The sequence below is a fragment of the Vreelandella arctica genome (assembly GCF_037070215.1).
Taxonomy (GTDB): Bacteria; Pseudomonadota; Gammaproteobacteria; order Pseudomonadales; family Halomonadaceae; genus Vreelandella; species Vreelandella arctica.
In genome coordinates this window covers 202,360-224,110 of sequence record NZ_JBANSN010000003.1, presented here as the reverse complement: position 1 = coordinate 224,110, position 21,751 = coordinate 202,360, and the positions used below count along the sequence as shown (strand labels likewise).

Annotated in this window: 17 protein-coding genes; 6 read left to right on the top strand and 11 right to left on the bottom strand. The window is 53.7% G+C overall.

The window, feature by feature from the left end:
- Window positions 1–17: 17 nt before the first annotated feature.
- The 5 genes from aceK to V8L70_RS04070 all read right to left on the bottom strand — a co-directional run bounded on the left by aceK (window position 18) and on the right by V8L70_RS04070 (window position 6,236).
- A complete protein-coding gene (gene aceK / locus V8L70_RS04090; RefSeq protein WP_336268937.1) occupies window positions 18–1,778 on the bottom strand; it encodes a bifunctional isocitrate dehydrogenase kinase/phosphatase in 1,761 nt (586 codons plus the stop codon).
- An 84-nt stretch (window positions 1,779–1,862) separates the two neighbouring features.
- Window positions 1,863–2,357, bottom strand: coding sequence for a CIA30 family protein (locus V8L70_RS04085; RefSeq protein WP_336268936.1), 495 nt, complete (start codon window positions 2,355–2,357; stop codon window positions 1,863–1,865).
- An 83-nt stretch (window positions 2,358–2,440) separates the two neighbouring features.
- Window positions 2,441–3,880 carry an ethanolamine permease gene (eat, locus tag V8L70_RS04080; RefSeq protein WP_336268935.1) on the bottom strand — a complete coding sequence of 480 codons (1,440 nt, stop codon included), beginning with the start codon at window positions 3,878–3,880 and terminating at the stop codon, window positions 2,441–2,443.
- Between the two features lie 114 nt (window positions 3,881–3,994).
- On the bottom strand, window positions 3,995–4,831 hold the full coding sequence (gene eutC / locus V8L70_RS04075; protein WP_336268934.1) for an ethanolamine ammonia-lyase subunit EutC: 837 nt from the start codon (window positions 4,829–4,831) through the stop codon (window positions 3,995–3,997).
- Entirely contained in the window at window positions 4,821–6,236 is a 1,416-nt protein-coding gene (locus tag V8L70_RS04070) for an ethanolamine ammonia-lyase subunit EutB (RefSeq protein ID WP_336268933.1), read from the bottom strand. The genes eutC and V8L70_RS04070 overlap by 11 nt, the downstream gene beginning before the upstream one ends.
- Window positions 6,237–6,443: 207 nt before the next feature.
- Between V8L70_RS04070 and V8L70_RS04065 the strand changes: the two genes are divergently transcribed.
- Entirely contained in the window at window positions 6,444–7,406 is a 963-nt protein-coding gene (locus tag V8L70_RS04065; protein WP_336268932.1) for a helix-turn-helix domain-containing protein, read from the top strand.
- On the opposite strand, the gene mdoH is transcribed toward V8L70_RS04065, so the two are convergent.
- From mdoH to V8L70_RS04050, 3 genes are all read right to left on the bottom strand, one after another.
- Window positions 7,389–9,908 carry a glucans biosynthesis glucosyltransferase MdoH gene (gene mdoH, locus V8L70_RS04060; protein WP_336268931.1) on the bottom strand — a complete coding sequence of 840 codons (2,520 nt, stop codon included), beginning with the start codon at window positions 9,906–9,908 and terminating at the stop codon, window positions 7,389–7,391. The two genes, V8L70_RS04065 and mdoH, sit on opposite strands and share 18 nt — an antisense overlap.
- Complete coding sequence (locus tag V8L70_RS04055) at window positions 9,901–11,487, bottom strand: glucan biosynthesis protein G (protein ID WP_336268930.1); 1,587 nt, start codon at window positions 11,485–11,487, stop codon at window positions 9,901–9,903. The genes mdoH and V8L70_RS04055 overlap by 8 nt, the downstream gene beginning before the upstream one ends.
- Window positions 11,488–11,844: 357 nt before the next feature.
- Entirely contained in the window at window positions 11,845–14,190 is a 2,346-nt protein-coding gene (locus V8L70_RS04050) for a putative bifunctional diguanylate cyclase/phosphodiesterase (protein WP_336268929.1), read from the bottom strand.
- Window positions 14,191–14,429: 239 nt separating this feature from the next.
- Between V8L70_RS04050 and V8L70_RS04045 the strand changes: the two genes are divergently transcribed.
- From V8L70_RS04045 to tnpC, 3 genes are read left to right on the top strand one after another with little or no spacing between them, the layout of a single operon-like run.
- Window positions 14,430–14,642 (top strand): hypothetical protein, encoded by a 213-nt coding sequence (locus tag V8L70_RS04045; RefSeq protein WP_138801450.1) that lies wholly within the window; start codon window positions 14,430–14,432, stop codon window positions 14,640–14,642.
- Entirely contained in the window at window positions 14,639–14,995 is a 357-nt protein-coding gene (tnpB, locus tag V8L70_RS04040; protein ID WP_336268928.1) for an IS66 family insertion sequence element accessory protein TnpB, read from the top strand. Before V8L70_RS04045 ends, tnpB begins: the two co-directional genes overlap by 4 nt.
- 45 nt (window positions 14,996–15,040) lie before the next feature.
- Window positions 15,041–16,627 carry an IS66 family transposase gene (gene tnpC / locus V8L70_RS04035; protein ID WP_336268927.1) on the top strand — a complete coding sequence of 529 codons (1,587 nt, stop codon included), beginning with the start codon at window positions 15,041–15,043 and terminating at the stop codon, window positions 16,625–16,627.
- Window positions 16,628–16,660: 33 nt separating this feature from the next.
- Here the strand turns inward: tnpC and V8L70_RS04030 are convergent, their stop codons facing one another.
- The 3 genes from V8L70_RS04030 to V8L70_RS04020 all read right to left on the bottom strand — a co-directional run bounded on the left by V8L70_RS04030 (window position 16,661) and on the right by V8L70_RS04020 (window position 20,385).
- The gene (locus V8L70_RS04030; protein ID WP_336268926.1) at window positions 16,661–17,101 is read right to left on the bottom strand and encodes an HD-GYP domain-containing protein; all 441 of its coding nucleotides are present in this window, start codon (window positions 17,099–17,101) and stop codon (window positions 16,661–16,663) included.
- Between the two features lie 3 nt (window positions 17,102–17,104).
- Entirely contained in the window at window positions 17,105–18,376 is a 1,272-nt protein-coding gene (locus V8L70_RS04025; RefSeq protein WP_336268925.1) for a flagellar brake protein, read from the bottom strand.
- A 438-nt stretch (window positions 18,377–18,814) separates the two neighbouring features.
- Window positions 18,815–20,385, bottom strand: a protein-coding gene (locus V8L70_RS04020; RefSeq protein WP_232774936.1) for an IS3 family transposase whose coding sequence is annotated in 2 segments (ribosomal slippage) — window positions 18,815–19,932 and window positions 19,932–20,385 — 1,572 coding nt in all. Because the reading frame shifts where the segments join, the coding sequence is not laid out codon by codon here.
- Window positions 20,386–20,410: 25 nt separating this feature from the next.
- Here V8L70_RS04020 and V8L70_RS04015 point away from each other — a divergent pair.
- Window positions 20,411–20,791, top strand: a complete 381-nt coding sequence (locus V8L70_RS04015; RefSeq protein ID WP_336268971.1) for a helix-turn-helix domain-containing protein — start codon at window positions 20,411–20,413, stop codon at window positions 20,789–20,791.
- 294 nt (window positions 20,792–21,085) lie between these two features.
- The gene (locus V8L70_RS04010; protein ID WP_008959806.1) at window positions 21,086–21,718 is read left to right on the top strand and encodes a class I SAM-dependent methyltransferase; all 633 of its coding nucleotides are present in this window, start codon (window positions 21,086–21,088) and stop codon (window positions 21,716–21,718) included.
- Window positions 21,719–21,751 lie beyond the last annotated feature (33 nt).

Here is a 21,751-nt window from a genome sequence, read left to right as displayed (position 1 = left end):
GGGCCTAAAATAGAAGCCTAATATACCAGTTGGCCTATCGTACCCACGAAACGCTGCTTATTTCGATAGGGATATACGTCGATGACCCGGCCATCGATGATCGCCTGCTGCAGCTCCAACCAGTAATCCGGGTCGAATAACTCTGGATGCTGCTCCATAAACAGGCGGCGCAATTGAGGGTTGGCAAACATGAAAGGGCCAAACTCCTCCGGGAAAATATCGTTAGGGCCGATGGATAACGTATCGCCCCCCTGGAAGTCATTGCCATAGGATTTCGGAAGTTGTCTGAAACGGCATTCAGTGAGATAGCAGACCTCATCGTAGTCGTAGAAGATCACCCTTCCATGGCGCGTCACGCCAAAGTTTTTCAGCAGCATATCGCCGGGAAAGATATTCGCCGCAGCCATCTGCTTGATGGCATTGCCGTAATCCTTAAGCACCATTTCCTTCTCTTGTTCGCTGCACTGCTCCAGATAGATATTCAGCGGCGTCATCATGCGCTCGGTGTAGCAGTGTTTGATAATGACCTTATCGTCTTTCAACACAACGGTAGAGGGCGCCACTTCCAGTAAGTGCTCCAGGCACTCCGGCGCAAAATGATCCTGGCGGACAATAAAATTGGAGAACTCTTGAGTATCGGCCATGCGTCCTACTCGGTCATGGCGTTTTACTAGCCGGTACTTTTCGCGCACCACGGCGTGGGTCACGTCTTTAGCCGGGTCGAATTTATCTTTAATGATCTTAAACACGGTGCGAAAACTGGGCAGCACAAACACCGCCATCACCATGCCACGCACGCCAGGGGCGATAATAAACTGATCTTCGCGCTTGGCGACCTGACGATTCAGCGCCCGGAAAAGCTCGGTTTTACCATGTTTGAAGAAGCCGATGGCAGCGTAAAGCTCGCCTTCCGGTTTGTGCGGCATCAACTGCTGAAGGTAATCGACAAACTCCCTGGGCACCGCCACTTCGACCTGAAAGTAGGCGCGGGTGAAGGAGAAGATAATCGACACCTCGTCAGTTTCGATCAATACCGTATCCAGGTGCAGTCCGGAATCGCCGCCTGTCTGTTCACCAAAACCCTCCCCGTGGAGTACCGGCAGCACCAGTGGTACTTGCTCACCACCGCCGACAATCCGTCCCACCAGATAAGCCCCTTTATTGCGATAAAAGACGCTATTCAACAGCTCGATTTCAGTATCATCGGCGTCCAGCATCGCCGAGGGTAAGTGCTGCTGTAAGAAGGTGGCGCCGAGATGGGTATCCTGGTCTATGTCCGCAAAGCGATTGCCGAAGGGAGCGTCCATAAGCGCCCATTTGAGCGCGGCCTGCCAGTCGCCGTTAACCTGTTTGCGACGGCATAGGTCAATTCCCGAGCGGTGGGCGGCATCCTCACGGGAGCTATACACAAACATCCAATCGTTACGGATATGGCGGTGATGGAAAATCGCACAGAATAGCGAGTTAAAAAAGGTCTCGGCTAGTTCGTAATCGAGCCGGTGGCTGATCAGTTCGGCGTAGTGGTTGCGCGCCTCGCGCCAGCACTCGCAGTGGGACACCACTTCAGGATCGAAAGTGCGCTTCAGGCGCCCAAGCGTAACGTCGATCTTTTCCTGATAGAGATTAATTCGCTCCGCCGAGGCTTGCTGAGCGTCACGCCAGGCTGCGTCGCGGAAACGACGACTGGCATCGGCAGTGATCTCTTTAAAGCGCGCACGATACTCATCGAAGCCATGCAAAATCGTTGTCGCTAAGCGGTACGCAGGTGCGTGTTTCAAGGGCCGTGCTCCTGATCATTTTTACCAGCTTCGCGTAACTGGAAGCTACATGCGAGACGACCTTGGTGGGTAGTCAACGCCAAGTTAGCGCAGGGGCTCGATACGGTTGATCTGAAGGCAAAAAGGCCCCGCGGTGCGGTCAGCGATTAAAAAGCCGACCTGGTGAATCTCGCTAGGGGTTACTGCCGGGGCGTCACTCAATAGCGTTCCCCGCCTCACCGCTTCAAAAGCATCCCATGAGAAGTGCAGTGTTTCCCAGGCATCTTGAGAAGGCGTAAATTTCACTCGGTACGCTGAGGCATTGCCAAGAGAGGTACTTTTCAGGCGCAGTTGATAGGTACGTCCGTCGCCCCGCACGGTCAACGCTATGCCCTGGGCATCCGCTAGCGTTGGCTCGAACCCGTTGGGCTCGCGGCGAACGGAGGCAAAACCACCGCCGTTTTCCAGCGACACCTCACCCTGAAAGCGACCTTCGTTGTCAGTAACGCGAAACGTACTCTCGGAAACACCGCCCATAACACCATCATTCACTGCGTACCAGCGCTGTTCTTCATTAGGACTATCAAATGTTAACGCCATGACGACTCCTTCTCATCAGCCAAAAAAGCCTCTTTGCCACAAGGCAAAGAGGCTTGGTCAGCCTAGGCGATTAGGCTTGTAAATTACAGCTTCGCTGTCGAGACCGCTGGGTCTGAATCACTATCATCCAGCTCCTCAGGTGACGCGACTACCAGTGCAAACTCCTCCTCAGCGGTTTTCGCTACGAGGTGATTCTTGCTGTAGAGGAAGAAGTAGGCTGCGCCAACAATGAACAGCACGATGGTGTAGTTAAAGGCGCGTGGGTCGAAGGCGTATACCCCGGTAAGCGCAACCAGGGAAAGCACCAGTGCAATCCCTGAGGTAACGACACCGCCAGGGGTTTTATACGGGCGCGGCAGGTCGGGTTGCTTTACCCGCAGTAGAATATGGCTGAGTGCCATGAGCGCATAAGAGATCGTCGCACCGACTACAGCCATTCCCAACATCAGGTCGCCTTCGCCGCTCAACGACACCAGAAAACCAAACACGCCGGGCACGATTAGGGCCAGATAGGGCACTTTACGGCCACTGGTCAGCGACAGTGCCTTGGGGAGGTACCCCGCCCGAGAAAGCGCAAAGACCAACCGGCTGTAGCCGTAGATAATCGAGAAGAAGGAGGCGATAAGCCCCGCTAGGCCCAGCACGTTCACCAACGTGGCCAGGGTCGGGTTGCCCGCCGCGTTCAGTGCATCCACCAACGGTACGCCGCTTTGGCCAATCATTTCGGCACCCGCCGCACCGGCCAGTAGCACCACGACTAACAACGCAGTGAAGAGCAGAAACAGCATCGCCGCGATAATGCCTTTGGGCATATCCCGGGCGGGGTCTTTGGCTTCTTCTGCCGCTAGCGGTACGCCTTCCACCGCCAGGAACAACCACATACCAAAGGGTAGCGCCGCCCAAACGCCGTACCAGCCAAACGGCATAAAGGTGCTGGCGCCCGCCGCATCGGTGGGGGCAATATCAAACAGGTTGGCAGCGTCGAAGCTGCCAATTAGCGCGACAGCAGTTGCCAGAATAGCGAATACCGCCAGGCCGCTAATCACCATCATGACCTTGAGCGCTTCCCCCACGCCTGCCAAGTGGATACCAATAAACACGGCGTAGAAAATCAGGTAAACCAGCGGGCCGTTAATGCCGATTAACGCCTCTACCGCGGCACCGATAAAGATCACAATCGCCGCTGGGGCCAAGGCGTACTCGATCAATACTGCAAGCCCCGTTAAATAACCACCGGCAGGCCCCATTGCCTGGCGGGCAAAGCTATAGCCACCGCCCGCTGCAGGAATCGCCGCGGACATTTCCGCGAGGGACAGCACCAGGGCCAGATACATCAGCGCCATCAAACAGGCCGCTATCGCAAAGCCACCCCAGCCCGCTTCGGCGATACCAAAGTTCCACCCGGCGAAGTCACCGGAAATGACGTAAGAAACCCCAAGCCCCGCCAGCAGTATCCAGCCAGCGGTGCCTTTGCGCAGTTGGCGTTTTGCCAGATACGCCTGATCAATCGATGGTTGTGTCATCGTTTTGCCCTTTCAGTGTGGAACGAAATCGTCGTCAGCGGCGTGCTGTTGTTTACCAACGTTGTTCCGTTTTGTTATGTGATCGTTGTTATGGGATATCGCTTTTGGGTGACGTTAATCCGCCACCAGGAAGTTACGTGTCGAGCCTGATGCTGATTCACCTTCCAACACATCGTCTTCGCTGCGGTCTTTCAACTTAACGCCAGACAACTTGAGCTGACGGGCCTCTTTTAACAGCAGAAAGAAACGCCGGGCGGCCTCCTCTATTTGCAAACCCGCCGGGCGCACGTTGGAAATGCAGTTTCGCCGATCATCCTTGAGCCCCGGTTCCGGCGCCCAGGTCATATACAATCCCAGGCTATCCGGTGAGCTCAGCCCCGGCCGTTCACCGATCATCACCAGCACTGCGTCCGCGTTGAGCAGCCCACCAATCTCATCGCCAATGGCCACCCGCCCCTGCTCAACAATCGTTAACGGCGCTAGCTGCCAATCAGCGGTGTCGCTGCTCAACATCTGATAAAGCGTGCTAAGAAACGGCGCGCTGTTTTGCTGCACGGCCAGCGCGGAAAGCCCATCGATCACGACAATCGCAAGGTCATAGCGCTGCTGGGACGCGGCGGCTTGCTGCAGGTGCTCACGGCTCTCGTCGTTAAGTCGTCGGCCATAGTCGGGCCGCTGCAGGTACATGGCACGATCCTGAGCATGGCTGTGCAGGCGAAGCGGTGGTTCAGACAAATTGAGGGCTTGGGTCAGCTCAGTGGAGAGCGTTTCCACATCCAGCGGACAGTGCACCGCATCCTGTGCTTGGGCGTGAGCCAACTGAAACGCCAGCAGCTTGCTGGTCGGCAGGCTAACCCCAGCGCGCCCCAGGCCAATACGCGCGTCGGTAAAGGCATTCAACCTCTCCCAGGAGTTCTCCACCACGATGGGAGATGACGGATCATGTGCCATGGCGCGTCTCCTTGGGCAGATGGCGCAGGCTATTGGCAAAGGCGGCCGGAAGCTGGTCATTGAGCCGGTGGGTGCTGACATCCTGGAAAATCTGCATCTCTTCGAGCCAGCGCTCAAATTCCGGCGCGGCTTTTAGCCCCAGCACCCGACGTGCATAGAGCGCGTCGTGAAAAGAGGTGGTCTGGTAATTGAGCATGATGTCGTCGGAGCCAGGAATCCCCATAATGAAGTTGCAGCCCGCCACGCCGAGCAGCGTGAGCAGGTTATCCATATCGTTTTGATCGGCTTCGGCGTGATTGGTGTAGCAGACATCGCAGCCCATGGGCACGCCCAACAACTTGCCGCAGAAGTGATCCTCAAGCCCTGCACGGGTGATCTCTTTGCCGTCAAAGAGATACTCCGGGCCGATAAAACCCACCACGGTGTTCACCAGCAAGGGGTTGAACTTGCGCGCCACCGCATAGGCGCGGGCTTCACAGGTTTGCTGGTCGAGCCCGTGGTGAGCATCGGCGGAGAGCGAGCTGCCCTGGCCGGTTTCGAAATACATCACATTGCGCCCCACCGTGCCGCGATTGAGCGTCTGCGCGGCTGCTTCGGCTTCGGCGAGAGTGCTCAAGTTAAAGCCAAAGCTGCGGTTAGTGGCCTCGGTGCCGCCAATCGATTGGAAGACCAAATCGACCGGGGCGCCTTGCTCGATCGCCTCCAAGGTGTTCGTTACGTGGGTCAACACGCAGGACTGGGTGGGGATTTGATACTTCTGAATCACTTCGTCCATCAAGCGCATCAGCTTGACGCTCTGGGCGACGTTATCAGTCGCGGGATTGATGCCAATGACCGCATCGCCACTGCCATAGAGCAGACCATCCAGGATACTGGCGGCAATACCGGTCACATCATCAGTGGGATGGTTGGGCTGCAGTCGTGTAGAGAGCCGCCCCGGCAGTCCAATCGTGTTGCGAAAGGCGGTGGTGACCCGGCACTTTTTGGCCACCAGAATTAAGTCCTGATTGCGCATCAGCTTGCTGACGGCAGCGGCCATTTCCGGGGTAATCCCCGCTTTCACTTCCGTTAATACATCGCTAGTCGCGTGATCGGAGAGTAGCCAGTTACGAAAATCGCCCACGGTGAGATGACGAATGGGAGCGAAGGCGTCGGCGTCATGATCATCCATAATCAGCCGGGTGATCTCATCCTCTTCGTAAGGAATCAGGGCCTCATTCAAAAAGGTGGTCAGCGGGAGTTCGGCGAGTACCATTTGAGCGACCACCCGCTCTTCGGCACTCTCCGCCATTACGCCAGCCAATCGGTCGCCAGAACGAGGCGGTGTGGCTTTGGCCATCAGCTCGGCTAGGCTTGCGAAGCGGTAGCTGCGACTCCCCACCGTGGTGTGATAGGTCTGCGCCATGGAGCTTTCCTTTTTAACGACTGCTTTTTATCGCGCTGACTGCGCGTTGAGGTATAAAACTTGCTTGTTTCCACCATAGCGCTATCACTAGAGAGGGAGTATCGAGTTTTGGCAAACCCTTAAATATTTAATAAATTCAATTAAATACAGCAAGTTAAGGCGTTAACCCAGCACTATTGAGCCCATATAACGCTCGAGGAGAGCCCTATGACCACGCTCGAAAGCGCATTTGCACCAAAAAGATGCGTTCAGGAAGCGTTCGATGCCGATGAGCACGCGCAAAACCTGACGCGCTGGCAGCAGGAGTACGACCAGCTCAGCCCTGGCAGCTTCTATGGTCGCCTGGATGAAGTGGCATTAGAAACGATGCAGGTGTTTAAGGAGCACACTGGGCAAGCGCTACGCCAGCAGTGTCGGGTATGGCCAAACTCGCTATGGATCGGCATTCCCACAACGCGAAATGGCACGCGGATCAATGGCCAAGCGCTTAGCGAGGGCGACGTAATGTGCCGCCCCGGTGGGCGGGATTTTGAATTGGTGACGCCGGAAGAATTCGATATCTATGGGCTGGTGATTCAATTACCAGCGTTAGCAGAGGCCGCTAAGCGCCAGGGGATGAGCTTGGATAAAGGCTGGGACGTCATGCCCCGTCGACAAGCAGCAAGCGAAACGCTCAATGCCGTCGCGTTTCTTATCGAGCGCCTGCTGACTAGCCAAACGCTGGCTATTGCTAGCCATATCCATCAAGACATTCTGCTGATGGCGCTACTGGAACTCCTGCAAGCCGAACAGCCTAGTGCAGAGCTGCCGCCCAGCTACGCGCATCGTAAAGAAGTGGTTGACCGGGTAAAGCGCTATGTGGACGAGCACATGGATGGCCCGGTGACCATGGATGAGCTTTGCCAGCTGACCCATGTTAGCCGGCGCACGCTGCAGTACAGCTTTACGGCCATTTTGGGCATTAGCCCGCTGCAGTATTTACGTTTAACGCGGCTCAATCGTGTCCGTCGGGCGCTGCGAGCCGCATCGCCCGAGCAGTCAGTAACGGAAATAGCCACTTACTGGGGCTTCTGGCATCTGGGCCAATTCGCCCACGACTATAAGCAGCAGTTTGGTGAGTGTCCGTCACACACGCTTAATGCAAAAGTAAGCTTAGCTAAAGGTCGGTAGATGTGTGGATTCACGCCCTGGCAGACCCAGTTCAAACCAACTGTGATGCGCCTTACTATCGACCCATAGGTGATAGTGCAATTGAGACATCATCACTGGATCATCTAGAAAATCCAGCCGCTCCAATCGACTCATCCCCGCTGGCCCCATCAATACGGCGCGAGAAACCCGCTCGGCTCGGCGCTGGCGTATGGGCTCGACATCGGTGTGCCGTGATGTGCCTAAAGCTGTCGCTAACGCATTAGGCACGGGCTCTACCACCACTCGGACAAAAGAGGGAGCCGACATCCCGGTGTTCATCTGGGCAAGCAAGCTCACCATGCGTCGCAGCACCCTTGGTGGCTGCGTTTCTTCAGGAATCCGGAACAGCCGCTTTTGAAAGCTGAGCTGCCCTAATGAAACACGGCTCGATAATGCCGACACCGGGATGGATAGCATCAAAGCAACGACAATGGGTGAGAGCCACCAAAGAAAAGTGGGCTCCATCACGTAAACACCCACTGCCCACACAGCCCCTATGAGAGTCTGTGTCCAATGAGCACGAATGGCATCACCCCACGTCGTGTCGCTATTTTCCCGGGACGGTGAGCGCCACTGAACCGCCCACCCCATCACTGACGTCAGTACAAAACGAGTGTGAAACAGCATTCTTACCGGCGCTAATAGCATCGAAAATAGCGACTCGAGAACCATGCTCGCCAGCACCTTGATCGGCCCACCATATTGACGACTGCCCTTTATCCACACCAGCAGTACGCTGAGCAGCTTAGGTAAAAACAGCAGTAACGCGGTCACACCGAATAACCCCACCGCCAAAGTGGGATTCCACTGCGGCCAAACAGGAAATAACATTCCCGGCTCAGGAAAGTAGTCGGGCGTGCTAAAACTATGCACGGCTAAAAGTGCGGTAGAAAGGACCAAGAAAAGGCACCATAGCGGCGCTGACAGATAAGACATTAAACCGGTCAGGAAGACGGCACGGTGAACGGGATGAATACCTTGCGAGAAAAACAGCCGGAAATTCATCAAATTCCCGTGGCACCAGCGCCTGTCGCGATTGAGCTCATCAAGCAGGTTAGGCGGCATTTCTTCATAGCTGCCTTCCAGCTTGTAAGCAATCCATACCCCCCAACCCGCGCGCCGCATCAGCGCTGCTTCGACAAAGTCATGGGATAATATCTCACCGGACATGGAGCCCTTACCGGGCAGCGGTGCCAGTATGCAGTGCTGCATGAACGGGGCCAGACGAATGATCGCGTTATGGCCCCAGTAGTGCGACTCGCCCAGTTGCCAAAAATGGAGCCCAGCGGTAAATAGCGGCCCGTAAACCCGCGTCGCAAACTGCTGCATGCGAGCGTACAGGTTGAGGCGCCCCGAAGCGCGTGGCGCTGTTTGGATAATGCCAACCCTCGAGTGCACCTCCATCATTTGCACCAACCGGGTCAGGCATTTGCCGCTCATGACACTATCGGCATCCAGCACCACCATGTAACGATATAGCGCTCCCCACCGGCGGCAAAAATCGTCCAGATTACCGCTCTTGCGTTTGACACGGCGCTGTCGACGGCGATAGTAAACTTGGCCGAAAGCATTCAGGTCACGACACAACCCCAGCCAAGCGTAGGTTTCTTGAATAGCAATATCGGGATCAGACGTATCGCTCAGGATGAAGATATCGAAATGCCGGTCATTGCCTGTACTGCGCAGGGACTCCAGGGTGGCGCGCACGCCGGCGAACACTCTGGCAACATCCTCATTACAGATCGGCACCAGCAGTGCTGTGCGCGCTTCATCATCAATCGGCTCGTCGCCCACTTCGCTGTCAATGGCGTAGCGATCATGGCTTCGTAATAGCTGAAAAAATCCCATCAAAGCGGTCCAAAATCCCGCGGACACCCAGGCGAACAGCAGCACAAACAGCGACAGAATAGTAACCTCAAGCCACTGCAGGCCCTGGCCGGGGAGTACGGTACGCATCTGATTGGCAGCGATGATACTTTGACCGAAAATCAACACCAGCAAAATCCAACGACGCCTTCTGGCGACCCACTTCCAGGACGCGGAGGGTGACTCTCTTCTGCGCTTTCGAAAATCACCGTTAGCCCAGCGCTTGAAACGTCGCCCAATATTGACGAAAGGATTGGTCGACCACTTCTGGGGCGCCAATGGCGTTCGTTTCATCGGTGGCGCCGTTCGCAGTCGCGTAATGTTGGAAGCATCCGTCGTTAGCACGTCTGGTGGCGCTAGCGGCGGCTCTGCATAGGCAAGCGCCAAGCGTCGGCCCACTGATAAGGCCGCTGGATCATCACTATTTTTATTCTGCCAATCACCTTCGCCCTCGCTATCTCCACCCAACGCAGCATGTAGCGAAGCCATATCGTGTTGATCAAGGTCACCGACTAATAGCGTGTAGCGCTCCTTACGATCCTGGGTTTCCAACGCCAATCGCTCTAAATACAGATCCGTTGGCGCTGCCTGGGAGGGAGATATTGTTTCAGCCATTAGCGGGCAGCCTGTAGTACCACGTTTCGGACATTTGCTTGCCATCGAGCATTAGCTTGGCCCTGATATCCAAAGGCTGGCTGCCATTACTGCGCTTCACGTTGACAAATACACGCCAGCCGTTGGTCGCTGGGTTATGAACAACGCGACTATTGGCTAGTTCGCCATTATCGCCAACGCTTGCTTCAACGGTCATATTGGCATCGCTGCCGATACCGGAAAGCGAGGGCCCGATAAAATCGAGGACGAAAGCGAGCGTACCGTCGGGCTCGCGCACCAGGTTATCGCGGACCACCTCTCCCCGTGAGCGACGTGTTTCTTCAACCCACGCAAGCTGAGGGTCAAGGTGACGGCTTTCATCGGTTGTGAACGTAATACGGTAATCGAACGCCAGCGGGGTTTCAGGGTCATGCGCTTCATCAGCCAGCCACATCGAAACGATGTTGTCGTTGGTCTCGTTGTCCGTCGGAATCTGGATCAGTTCAACACTACCGGCCCCCCATTCATTTTGTGGCTCAACCCAAGCGCTTGGGCGCAGGTCATAGCGTGCAGCAATATCCTGATAATCGCTAAAATTGTGACCCCGTTGCATCAGGCCATAACCGCGTAACTGAGGAGTTGCCTGACGATTCATCATCAATCTGGCTGGATTGGCTAGCGGGCGCCATGTCCAACCATTCTGCGCATCATTGATTAATAGGCCATTAGAATCATGAATTGCCGGGATATAGTGTTGTGTCGAAGAGGGCTGCTCCGGACCATAAAGGTACATGCTAGTGAGCGGTGCTATCCCCAATTTCTCGACCGCCCGGCGCAAATATAGCCGCGATTGCACGTCGACTAAGGTGTCTTCTCCAGGACGCAGCACGAAGCGGTAGGCGCCAGTAACGCTAGGCGAATCAAGCAGGGCAAAAATCGTCAAGTACTGGCTTTCTGGGCTAGGTTCGATGATCCACATTTCAGTAAAGTGAGGAAACTCCTCGCCCGAAGGTAGCCCTGTATCAACGGCCAAACCGCGCCCTGAAAGCCCATAAACCTGCCCTCCGCCAATAGCGCGGAAATAGCTTGCCCCCAGAAAGACCATCATCTCCTCATTGCGACCACCTTCATTGAGCGCATGGTTGATCCTGACACCTGCAATACCAACGCCATCGCTGTTCTTCACTTCGTCGGAGATGCCTAAGTCACCGTAAGTGAAGTCATCAGGGTTGTACGCAAAGCCATGAACCTCGCCTTCCTGATCAATGCTGTTTAATTGGATGGCGCTGTCGTAATGCATCCCTTCATGGATAAAGCTCAGGGTGAAAGGTGCGCCTCTACCGCTCCACACGTCACGATCTCGCTTGTACTGTATTTGCGCATATTCCGCAAAGCTGAGCTCGCGCAGCTCATTGGGCAACGACGTTTCTGGAGCACGATAGCCCTGCTGGGCTAGCTCTTCTGCTTTTCTAGCGACATCATCAAAACCAAACGCAAAAGCCTCAAGAGGGAAGCTTCCAACCAGCAGCCCGCCTAGAGCGGCTAGCGAAAAAAAACCTTTGCGGCGTGAAAATTTGCTTAGCGGGGTCGATCCACTCATTTAGCGTAATCCTCCTGTACAATCCTTTGACTGAATTCAAATACGCTTATTTGCCGAATCGACATACGTTAGAGACCATTCGATCAGCTAATTGCGTCCTTCTGCTATTGCTCGCTATCGCCAAAATACACACCATGCACGCATGTAAAGATTAGATTACATTTTAGGTATAGCATGAGTCTAGACTACTTGGCACCCTGACTGACCGAGCTTTTTGAAAGGACTGAGGCAAAAAATTAGAACTTACTCAATATGTTGAACCGCGTGGAGAGGCGCTACATTAAGCGGGTGGTCGGTTACAAGCCGTAGTTTTGCGAAAACCCTTCGCAAATACTTAACCAATCTCTTCCTGTTAGATTAGCAGAGCCAGCGCTGCACAAACTGCTCAGCGGCCAGTGGCCGGTCAAAGTAGTAACCTTGCCCTTGGCTGCAGCCAAGTGAAAGCAAGGCGGCGATTTGATCTTGGCTTTCAATACCTTCGGCAATGGTTTCAAGCCCTAGCGTGTTTGCCATGGCAATAATCGTCGCCACGATGACACGGTCATTGTCACTAGTGAGCATATCGCGGACGAAGGAGATATCGATTTTTATTTTATCGGCGGCAAAGCGCTTCAGGTAGGCAAGCGATGAGTAGCCGGTGCCAAAATCATCGATAGATAGCCCCAACCCCTTTCCCTTTAATACTTCGGTCATGGCGATCGCTTTTTCAGGATTTTCCATGATGCCGCTTTCGGTAATTTCCAAGCTAAGTTGCGAGGGCTCGATGCTGAAACTAGCACAGCTATCGAGCAGGTTGGCGACCAAGTTTTCTTCCTCGAACTGCTGGGCGGCAATATTGATCGCTAGCTGCCCCGGCATGGAATAGCCCTGCGCCCGCCACTCAGCCAGCTGTCGGCAAGCTTCTTCAATCACCCAATAACCAAGCGCTACAATCATCCCACGCTCTTCAGCAATGGGAATGAATTTACCCGGCGATACGTCGCCAAGCTCTTCATCGTGCCACCGGCACAGCGCTTCGGCACCAATCAACTGGCCACTGTTTAAATCCACCTGGGGCTGAAAGTGCAAGCTTAACTGTTTTTCTGCAATAGCGGACGCTAAGCGCTTGGCGATATTCAACTGCTCAGCGACGACGCGCCCCATCCAGGGTTCAAATACACAGGTGGAAAGTTTTTGCCGTTTAGCCTGATACATGGCGATGTCAGCATGCTTCAAAAGCTCCAAGGGCGTTGCCGCATGCTGGGGATAAAGCGAAATACCGATGCCCATTGAGAGTTCAAAGGAGTGCTCCTCAACCAGCATCGGGTATGCAATGCTATCGCACAGCCGCTGAGCGGCAGCTAACGCACCAATCGCTCCTACTCCAGGGCAAACGACGACAAACTCATCGCCCCCTAATCGGGCCAAAAACTCATCCTTCGTTAGCGACGCAGCAAAGTTGCTAGCAACGGCCTTAAGGACTAAATCGCCCAAATCGTGCCCTGCGGTATCGTTGATCTCTTTAAAATGATTCAGGTCCAGCAGCAATAGCGCCAGTTCAGGGATCTGCGTATCGGCGAAGACTCGCTCTAAGTGGCGCATAAAAGCGGCCCGATTAGGCAATTGAGTGCCAGGATCACAAAAGGCTAATTGGCGTATTCGTACTTCGTCTCGCTGACGCTCAAGCTCTGACGCTGCCCGCGCCGCAAATATCTGCAACACATTACGCACGATATCCACATCGTCTAGCGGCTTTTTAAACATGACGCCAATAAGGCCCATCGGCTGACCATGACTGTTATCAAGCCGACGCCCTACATAGCCGTTCACCCAGCTCAGTGCCCCGTTGCTCTCTTTAGGCAACATGATGGCGGCTCCTTCATGAACGATACACTCCTGCTCAACCATCACCTTATGGCAGGGAACCCCAGGCAAATAATAGGCGAAATTATCCTGAAGCTGACCATTTACATACAGCGTTAAGGTATGCGCGATATCAGAATCGTGCTCATCTAATAACGCGATAAAACCCACGTCGGCAGACAGCGCCTCCGCCATATGGGCGGTCAGTTGATGCAGAAATGCATCGCCACTTGTTGCTGAGACCGCTGTTGCAACGCTAACAACAGCTTGCTGAAAGCGTTGCTGTTCATTAATGGTATGAACCAGAGTTTCATTGTGCCGACCAATACGCTGCAATGCCCGCTTCTTATACAGTAGCCGCTCTTGGGTATGGCTTTCCGCTAACTGACGTGCCAGTTCAACTCCGGCCAGCGCGGAAGTAATGCGTAATACGTCATTGGCATATTGTGGTAGTACCAAGGGAGAGGAGTGCATCAGCGCAATGACACCTAACCCCCCCCCATCAGGGGCGGTGATGGTGGCTCCCCAGTACTCCTCCACGGAGAGCGCTGCAAGTCTTTCATCTGCTGGAAACTGTTCGCGGAGCTGAGAGGAAAATTGGCCTTTCGCATAATCCATTACATATTGGCAGGGCGTACCTGCCAGAGGATATGTCACATTTTCGATGAACCTACCCTGTGACCACATCGCCAGCGTAGTCGCAGTCCCCCGTTGACAATCGACGTGTTCGACAGCGACGTGATGAACGCCAAGGATGTCCGCCAGGGATTTCGCCAAGTGTAGGAACCCCCCATTGTCACTGACTTGGGCCAAGGTGTCCGCAAGCTGTCGAAAAGCCAATGGTGCAGTAGTTAGGGACATGGGTGTAAACGCCTTCAGGGTTAAGTAGAAAATCACGTCTGCTAGCCAACAGGCCAAGCCCTGCGACGACACTACCCCCTTTACATACCTGAACTTTCACTAAGCTCGTCAGTAAGGATTGGAGCGTCGTTAACCAGCTTTCAATTGCACGCCGTATACGTAAGCGCGCCATAAACCCCATCTACTCACCTTATTGTTGACTGATCACACTGGTGGTCTCTTTAGCATTGGAGATCATCATGAGTCGCGACCTCAATTCCACTCAAGCATTTTGGTTAGGGCACCTGTCTTATGCCGCCGCGTTGCAGATGCCGTTAAGCGCGTATGCTGAAGCGCAAGCCGTGACGTTAGCCGACCTGATGGCGTGGGAAAATCGGTTAATCGTGCAAGGCTTCCCCGTGCCACCGCGTTGTCGTCCCGCGCGGTTTGTCGCGGTGGAGGTCGTCGCATGATACGCCCAAGCACTGATTTGAGGGTGTACCTGTGCCGAGAACCCGTCGATATGCGCAAGCAAATTGATGGATTAGCATTACTGGTTCAGGAAGCCATGGCCTTGAACCCGTTTGATCAAGCGCTATTCGTGTTCGGTAATCGCCAACGCGATAAAGTGAAGCTGCTGTTCTGGGAACGTAACGGCTTTGTGGTGTGGTACAAGCGCTTGGAGCGTGAGCGGTTTAAATGGCCAACGCACCTGAAGGACGAGACAGTGACGCTAACGGGTCAAGAACTTAACTGGTTGCTGGATGGCTATAACCTGAAGGCTATGCAGCCTCACAAAGCGTTGGATTTTCAGCGGGTTGGATAGCCGTAGCGCTCTTGTTTTAGCGACGTTTTTGGTACACTAAGTGGTATGAAAAATGCCCCTTCCTCCTCACCGACGGTTACCCAGCTTGAGCGCAAGCTGGCCGCTGCTGACGCTGAAAATGCGCGGCTGTTGGCGTTGATGGAGAAAAAGGAAGCGCAGTGGGAGGCTACCAAACAGTCGCTGTTTGAGCAGTTCCGGCTTGCCCTGGAGCGTCAGTTCGGTCCTTCCACCGAAAAGTACCGTGTCGACCAGCGGGATCTGCTGATCAATGAAGCGGAAGTGGCGGTGGACGAGGAAGATGCAGCGGGTAGCGACGCCACCGCTGATGACGCGACGATCGACACCGCTACGCCTGCCAAGCGTCGCACGCGCGGCGGGCGTGTGGCGCTACCCCCAGAACTCCCACGTGTCGAGGTCATCCATGAACTGCCCAATGATGCTCGCCACTGCCGCGATGACGGCACCGCGCTAAAGGTGATCGGTGAAGAGGTCAGCGAAGAGCTGCACGTGGTGCCCGCCCGGATCGAGGTGATCCGTCATGTGCGACGCAAATATGCTTGCCCGCTGTGCGAAGAGGGCGTCAACACCGCCCCGTCACCTGCCAAGCTGTTGCCCAAGAGCAATGCCAGCGCCACGCTGCTCGCCTATATCGCGACGGCTAAATACCAGGACGCGCTACCGCTTTATCGGCAAAGCCAGATCTTTGCCCGCCATGGCGCCGAGATCCCCCGCAATACCCTGGCACGCTGGATGGTGCAGGCGGGAGAACGGATCATCCCGCTGATCGACACGTTGCGCCAACACCTCTTAAACGCCCCGCTGATCCACATGGATGAGACGACGCTCCAGGTTAATCAAGAAGCGGATCGTGCCGCCAGTGCGACGTCGTATATGTGGGTGCAACGAGGTGGGCCACCCGGTCAGCAGGTCGTCTTGTTCGATTATGACGCCAGCCGTGCGGGGCGAGTGCCCGTTCGCTTACTGGGCAATTATGCAGGCCGCTTGGTCACCGATGGCTATGAAGGCTACGCCGAGGTCGTGCGCCGTAATGGGATCACCCATGCGGGCTGCTGGGCGCATGCCCGGCGTAAGTTCGTCGAGGCCCAGAAGGTGCAGCCTAAAGGCAAAACCGGCAAAGCGGACTGGGCGCTGAACCAGATCCGGAAGCTGTACGGCGTGGAAAAACAGGCGAAGGCACGTGAGCCCGACGCGCGTTACGCGCTGCGTGAACAGAAGAGCCGTCCGTTAATCGACCAACTGCGCACCTGGCTCGACAAGTCACTGGCCCAGGTGCTGCCCAAAAGTGCACTGGGTAAAGCCTTGCACTACCTGGATAACCAGTGGCCCCGGCTGACCCGGTTCCTGGACGATGGCCTGATCCCGCTGGACAACAATCCGGCGGAGAACGCCATCCGTCCATTCGTCATCGGCCGTAAAAACTGGCTGTTCAGCCATACTCCGAGCGGCGCTCATGCCAGTGCGGCGATCTACAGCCTGATCGAAACCGCCAAAGCCAATGGTCTCTCGCCTTACGACTACTTACAGTATGTCTTCGCGACCCTGCCCACCCTCGACGATGATGACCTCAACACGCTGCTACCCTGGCAGTGGAAAGAGACATTACCGGTCTAAGCGACATCTGCCTAGATGTGGTTAGTGGCTCGCTTACCCGTATACGGCTGGATCCACGGTGCCTTCAAAATGGCCAAGTTGTGAAAAATCACGGCTCTCAAGCACACTATTAATCATTGCATCTTCAAATCTTAGATTTTTAATAACGTGTACTTTTGATGGCATGCCTTTATTATCAACATCCATTATCCAGGCTAAAAATCCACCTGCGTACTTGGCTAAACTGCCAATGGGGTAAAGTCCGTATAACTGAATATGCTCGACAAGAATCGCTTTGCTGTAAGCTTCCGGGCTATCATTAATCCACCGATAGGCGTCTATCGGTGTACGAGGCGGATGTCCATTACGTGCGTGCGTTAGTTTATTGACTCTTTTAATAACCGATACCAGGCGCACGATATCTGACAATTCATTACCGTGCTTACCGGAGGGATAGCCACTTCCATCAAGTAATTCATTGGCATTTTCTAACACGTCTCAACAAATTAGACTGGGTTGCCACTCCAGCCGCGACAGCGTATTTAACAATACTTTGACGTGTCCTTTCAGTAGATTTTTTTGTTCAGGACGCATAATTGCGTTAAGAGTTGGTAACTGTTGGCTAATGAGTAACGGTTTACCCAACGTATGTATTAAGGCACCTACTACTGCCTCACGTAAATCAGTTGAGTGTGGGTCCCGAATGAGTAGCGTATTGGATAATTGCCCAGCCACTTGAACGGCACTTCGTACCCACTCTGATTTATCATCAAGAAATGAGAGCGCATAAAGCAGCGCCCTATTATCTTCTCGTGCCAAATAAATCAGTGTATCGGCGCAGTCATACAAGATGTCGGCAGGAAAAGTCGCACGATTTTTAATAGTCATCAGGATAATTTGCAACTGATGTGCCACTTCCAATACGCCTTGAAGCGAAGGAGGTTGTTGAGAACGCATTTGACGACTGGTTTTTTCGCGTTGCAAAATCTTTCGCTCTTTGTCATTTGCAATAAATAAGGGTGAATGACCTATTAACGTATCTTTAAGACCTGTGCGATAGGCTGCTTCACGTTCGGACTCGGCAACAAAATGAAACAGCATCTCCGATTGCTGAGCATTCAAGTTGCTGAACTGAATACCGATGGCGGCATGGCCATGATTACCATAGGGACGCATATGCCGGATCTTCCCTTCGCAGTAGATGCTTTCACCGTTGGGGAATTCAATCGCCAACCCTGGCAATACTTGACCCACGGAAAGCGCGATACTCTCCTCAAGCGACACATCGACCAGACAGCCCCCAACCGATATATTTCTTAATTGGCCGGATATGCTTAACGTGTGCGTATAAACTTCAATACTGGTTCGGGCGTGCATGCCTAACAGAAAAGGCACCCGCATCGCTCCCCGATTCTCTTGTACAAACACGGTATGTGGAAGTTGGCACTCAAACCTATAATTATTACTGTCTATTTTAAGCACGCGCGCTGCAACGTTATTGAGACTGAAAATCTCGCGCTCAACAAACTCGCTTGTTTTTAACGACTCGATGTCAAAGCTTAAGCTTCCATCTACCAAGTAGCTTTCAATGTCTTTCCCCGCATATTGAGCTTCAATAACAAAATGCCCTGTATCTCGGTCCAGCTCTACGACAGATGCAGGCAGTGCATTAACGGTCTCCTTCGAATAAATAAATAGAGAGTAGTCCCTCATCATTAGAGAGCCAATAACGTTAGCAGAGGGAAATCTGGAGATACTCAGACTATTCATATCAACCACCCCACATCTTCAGAAACAATCAGTGAAACCGCCTTGAGCAAATGAAAATCATGCATTTATTTTTTTAGAACAGTTGCTTTATCTATAAAAAATACCGCCTTTATAAACCGCACACATGTCCAGATTGACCACTGCAGAGCCTAGAAATCGAGCGTATAAACCCACTCCAAGAGTGAGGTAACTCGTGTTTTTCACTGTAGTCAAAATTTCGGCATGACAATGTAGTCGCCTTATTGTGTATCTTTGAGTAACATTCAGAAACTAAAAGTTAAAAACAGCATCTAATTCAACTTCATAGGTCGATATTCAACCCAAACAGTCCTTCATGTCAATAGGTCGTTCCTCAACCATTTAGGTCTAATGGAGGACGTTGTGAATAAAATAGAACAGGATCGGTGATTTTCAACCCAGTTGTCCAAATGGCTGCACTTAAGCAGCCTGTTTGTTACGCTCGATTTCCTGCACTTTCCCTGGGTTAAGCGACACTGAACCAGTGACCTCCCAGTTTCGGGTGCTGCCCGACCAGCGTTTCGGATAGCGACGCTTAGCGCTTTCATAAACCGCTTTACGACGTTCAAGGCGTTTTCGATCAACGCCACGATGCCGGTCAGCTGGCGTGACATATTGGATGCCACTGTGAAGGTGCTGTTCGTTGTAAGCCCGCTCGAACACCAACATCCATTCTCGTACCGCGCTCAGCGATGCAAAGCCCTTGGTGGGCCATGCTGGGCAATATTTGACGGTACGGAACAGCGCTTCCGAGTAAGGGTTGTCGTTGCTTACTCTCGGTCGACTGTAAGACATCAACATCCCTAGTTCGGTTAACCTCGCTTTGAGCGTATAGGACGTCATCGGCGCGCCATTATCCGAGTGCAACACCGGCGGCTGATGCCAGCATTTCTCACGCAATAATGCACGCTCCATCAGCTGTTTAGCCAAGTCGCCCGATTCCGTCTCATGAACTTCCCAGGCAATGATTTTGCGGCTGTAGATATCCATGATCAGGTAGAGATACCAGTGCTGGCCTCGTACAACGGAGGCGCAATAGCTAATATCCCAGCTCCAAATCTGGTTCGGCCCCGTCGCCGTAAAACTGGTCGGCGCGGGTACTGTGCGGCGTGCTTTCGTACGGCCACGATGGTGCTGCTGGTGATGCTTTTTCAAGACCCGATAAAACGACGATTCGGAGGCCAGATAGACGCCGTTATCTGCCAGTAAGGGCACGATTTGAGACGGCGGCAAGCTCTGATACTCGGGACGATGACACGTGTTCAAAATGGTCTGCTCTTCCTCATGCGTCAGCTGATGCGGCTGTCTGCCTTGTGCCGCCTGTGGACGCTGATCCTCAACAACAGTGCCACACTCAGATCGCCAACGCTTTAGTGTGCGCTCGCTTACATCGATAATATCGGCTGCTTGATAGCGGGAAGCGCCACCCACCACCGCTTCGTCAAATAGCGCGATAAGCCTTGCACGTTCGTCGAGCGGCGTTAGTCGTCCTCGCCGCTGTCGGGATCTTCGCTGTACAAGGCGTCGAGCTTTTTTGAGAGCACCAGTAACGACGTCGTCTCTGCCACTACCTTGTCTTTGCGTCGCACTTCCGCTTTGAGTTGCTTGATGGTCTTACGGTCTTCTTTACGTTGCTTTTGCGCCGCTTTTTCCTGATCTTCTTGCCGACCAGCGCCTTCGAGGCAAGCCGCTTTCCACTGCTGAATTTGCTCGGGATAAAGGCCTTTTTCGCGACAGTAAGCGCCAAGCTCTGCCTCTGACAGGGTGGCGGTTTCGATGACCACGGCGAGCTTGGCGTCGGGCGACCATTCGCTGTCGCCTGGGGTGTAACCTGGCACAGGCACTCCTTTTACTCGACACTGTTTTAACCAACTATACAGCGTCGCGTCAGAGATGCCTTCCTCTGCCGCTACCGATGCCACACTGTGATTATGGGGTGGCAACAACTTTTTTAGGACGGCTGCTTTACGCTCTGCAGAATAACGTGGCACAAGGACTCCATGCGGCTCCCTCTGGATTAGATTTAGGCGATATCACCAACCGGACAACAAGGCTGACAGAGGGGGGGATCGGCTCGCAAGCAGTATCGGAAGAGCCATTGCCAAACAGAGGGTTCGCAGTCAAATGACTCAAGAAGAGGTGGCTGAGCGCTTAGGCATTGGCAATGAAGCCGTTTCTCGCATAGAGCGCGGCCGGGTGATACCCAATATTGTGCGCCTCATTGAGCTCGCAGAGATTTTCGATTGCGAAGCTGCAGAGCTACTTGGCCAAGCAAGCTTTCATGTTGATGACCAATCAAGCAGAATGAAAAATCTTTTAGCTCCTTTAAACCAAAATGATCGACAGCTTGTAATCGATATAGTGGAGAGTTTAACGGCGCGCCTAAAACGAAAGTAACAAAATAGGATGACAAGAATCTTTCTTGTCATCTTTAAACCAATCCAAAACCACCATCTCTATACCAGCTAACAAATAGATAGAACCATTATTCTAACCACCACCCATATAAACTTATAAAAATACTTCAACGCCATCCATAGAATTTAATTTTCGTGTTATTTTACGATTAGCGCTTTTAACCTTTAGACATATAATGCTGGCACACTCAATTGGTCGCTTAGACGCTTTTATGCTATAGGTAATCGGCACCCGCCCTTCAGCCATCGCAGCGTTGCGCTGCAAAGAGGCGTTATGTTCAACACGACTGCTTGGAACAGACTGCGCTATACCGCTTACGCCCCTTTTTATGATGTGGTTGCTGCTCGTGCTTTCCGCAGGCCAAGGCGTATTGCGCTAGGCCAGGTGGATTGGGAGCCGGGTATGCGGGTGTTATTGGTCGGCGCCGGCACAGGGCTAGACCTGCCTTTTCTGCCGCAGGATATCGAATTACACGCCACCGACTTAGCCCCAGCCATGGTTAAACGCACGGCTAAACGGGCTGAAACGCTACGCCGCGATGTGGAGTGCCGGGTGATGGATGCCGAGGCGCTCAACTACCCCGACGAGCACTTTGACGCCGTCATCATGCATCTGATCATTGCGGTCATGCCTAACCCACAGCGAGGGCTTGCAGAGGCGCACCGTGTGCTTAAACCCGGCGGCCAGCTGTGTGTGATGGATAAGTTCCAGCCGGATGAACAGCCTGCTGGGGTGGGCCGACGTCTGTTGAACCATCTGACCTCAGCACTTGCCACCGATATTACCCGCCAAGCACAACCACTGCTTGCGGAGGCTGGCTTCACGATTCGCCACGATGAACCCGTGCTGATGAATGGCCTGTTCCGTGCGCTGTTAGCTGCCAAACCAGCGCTTTCTAACCGTTAAGCATGTGACCTTTCACCGCTGCCTGCACGCTGG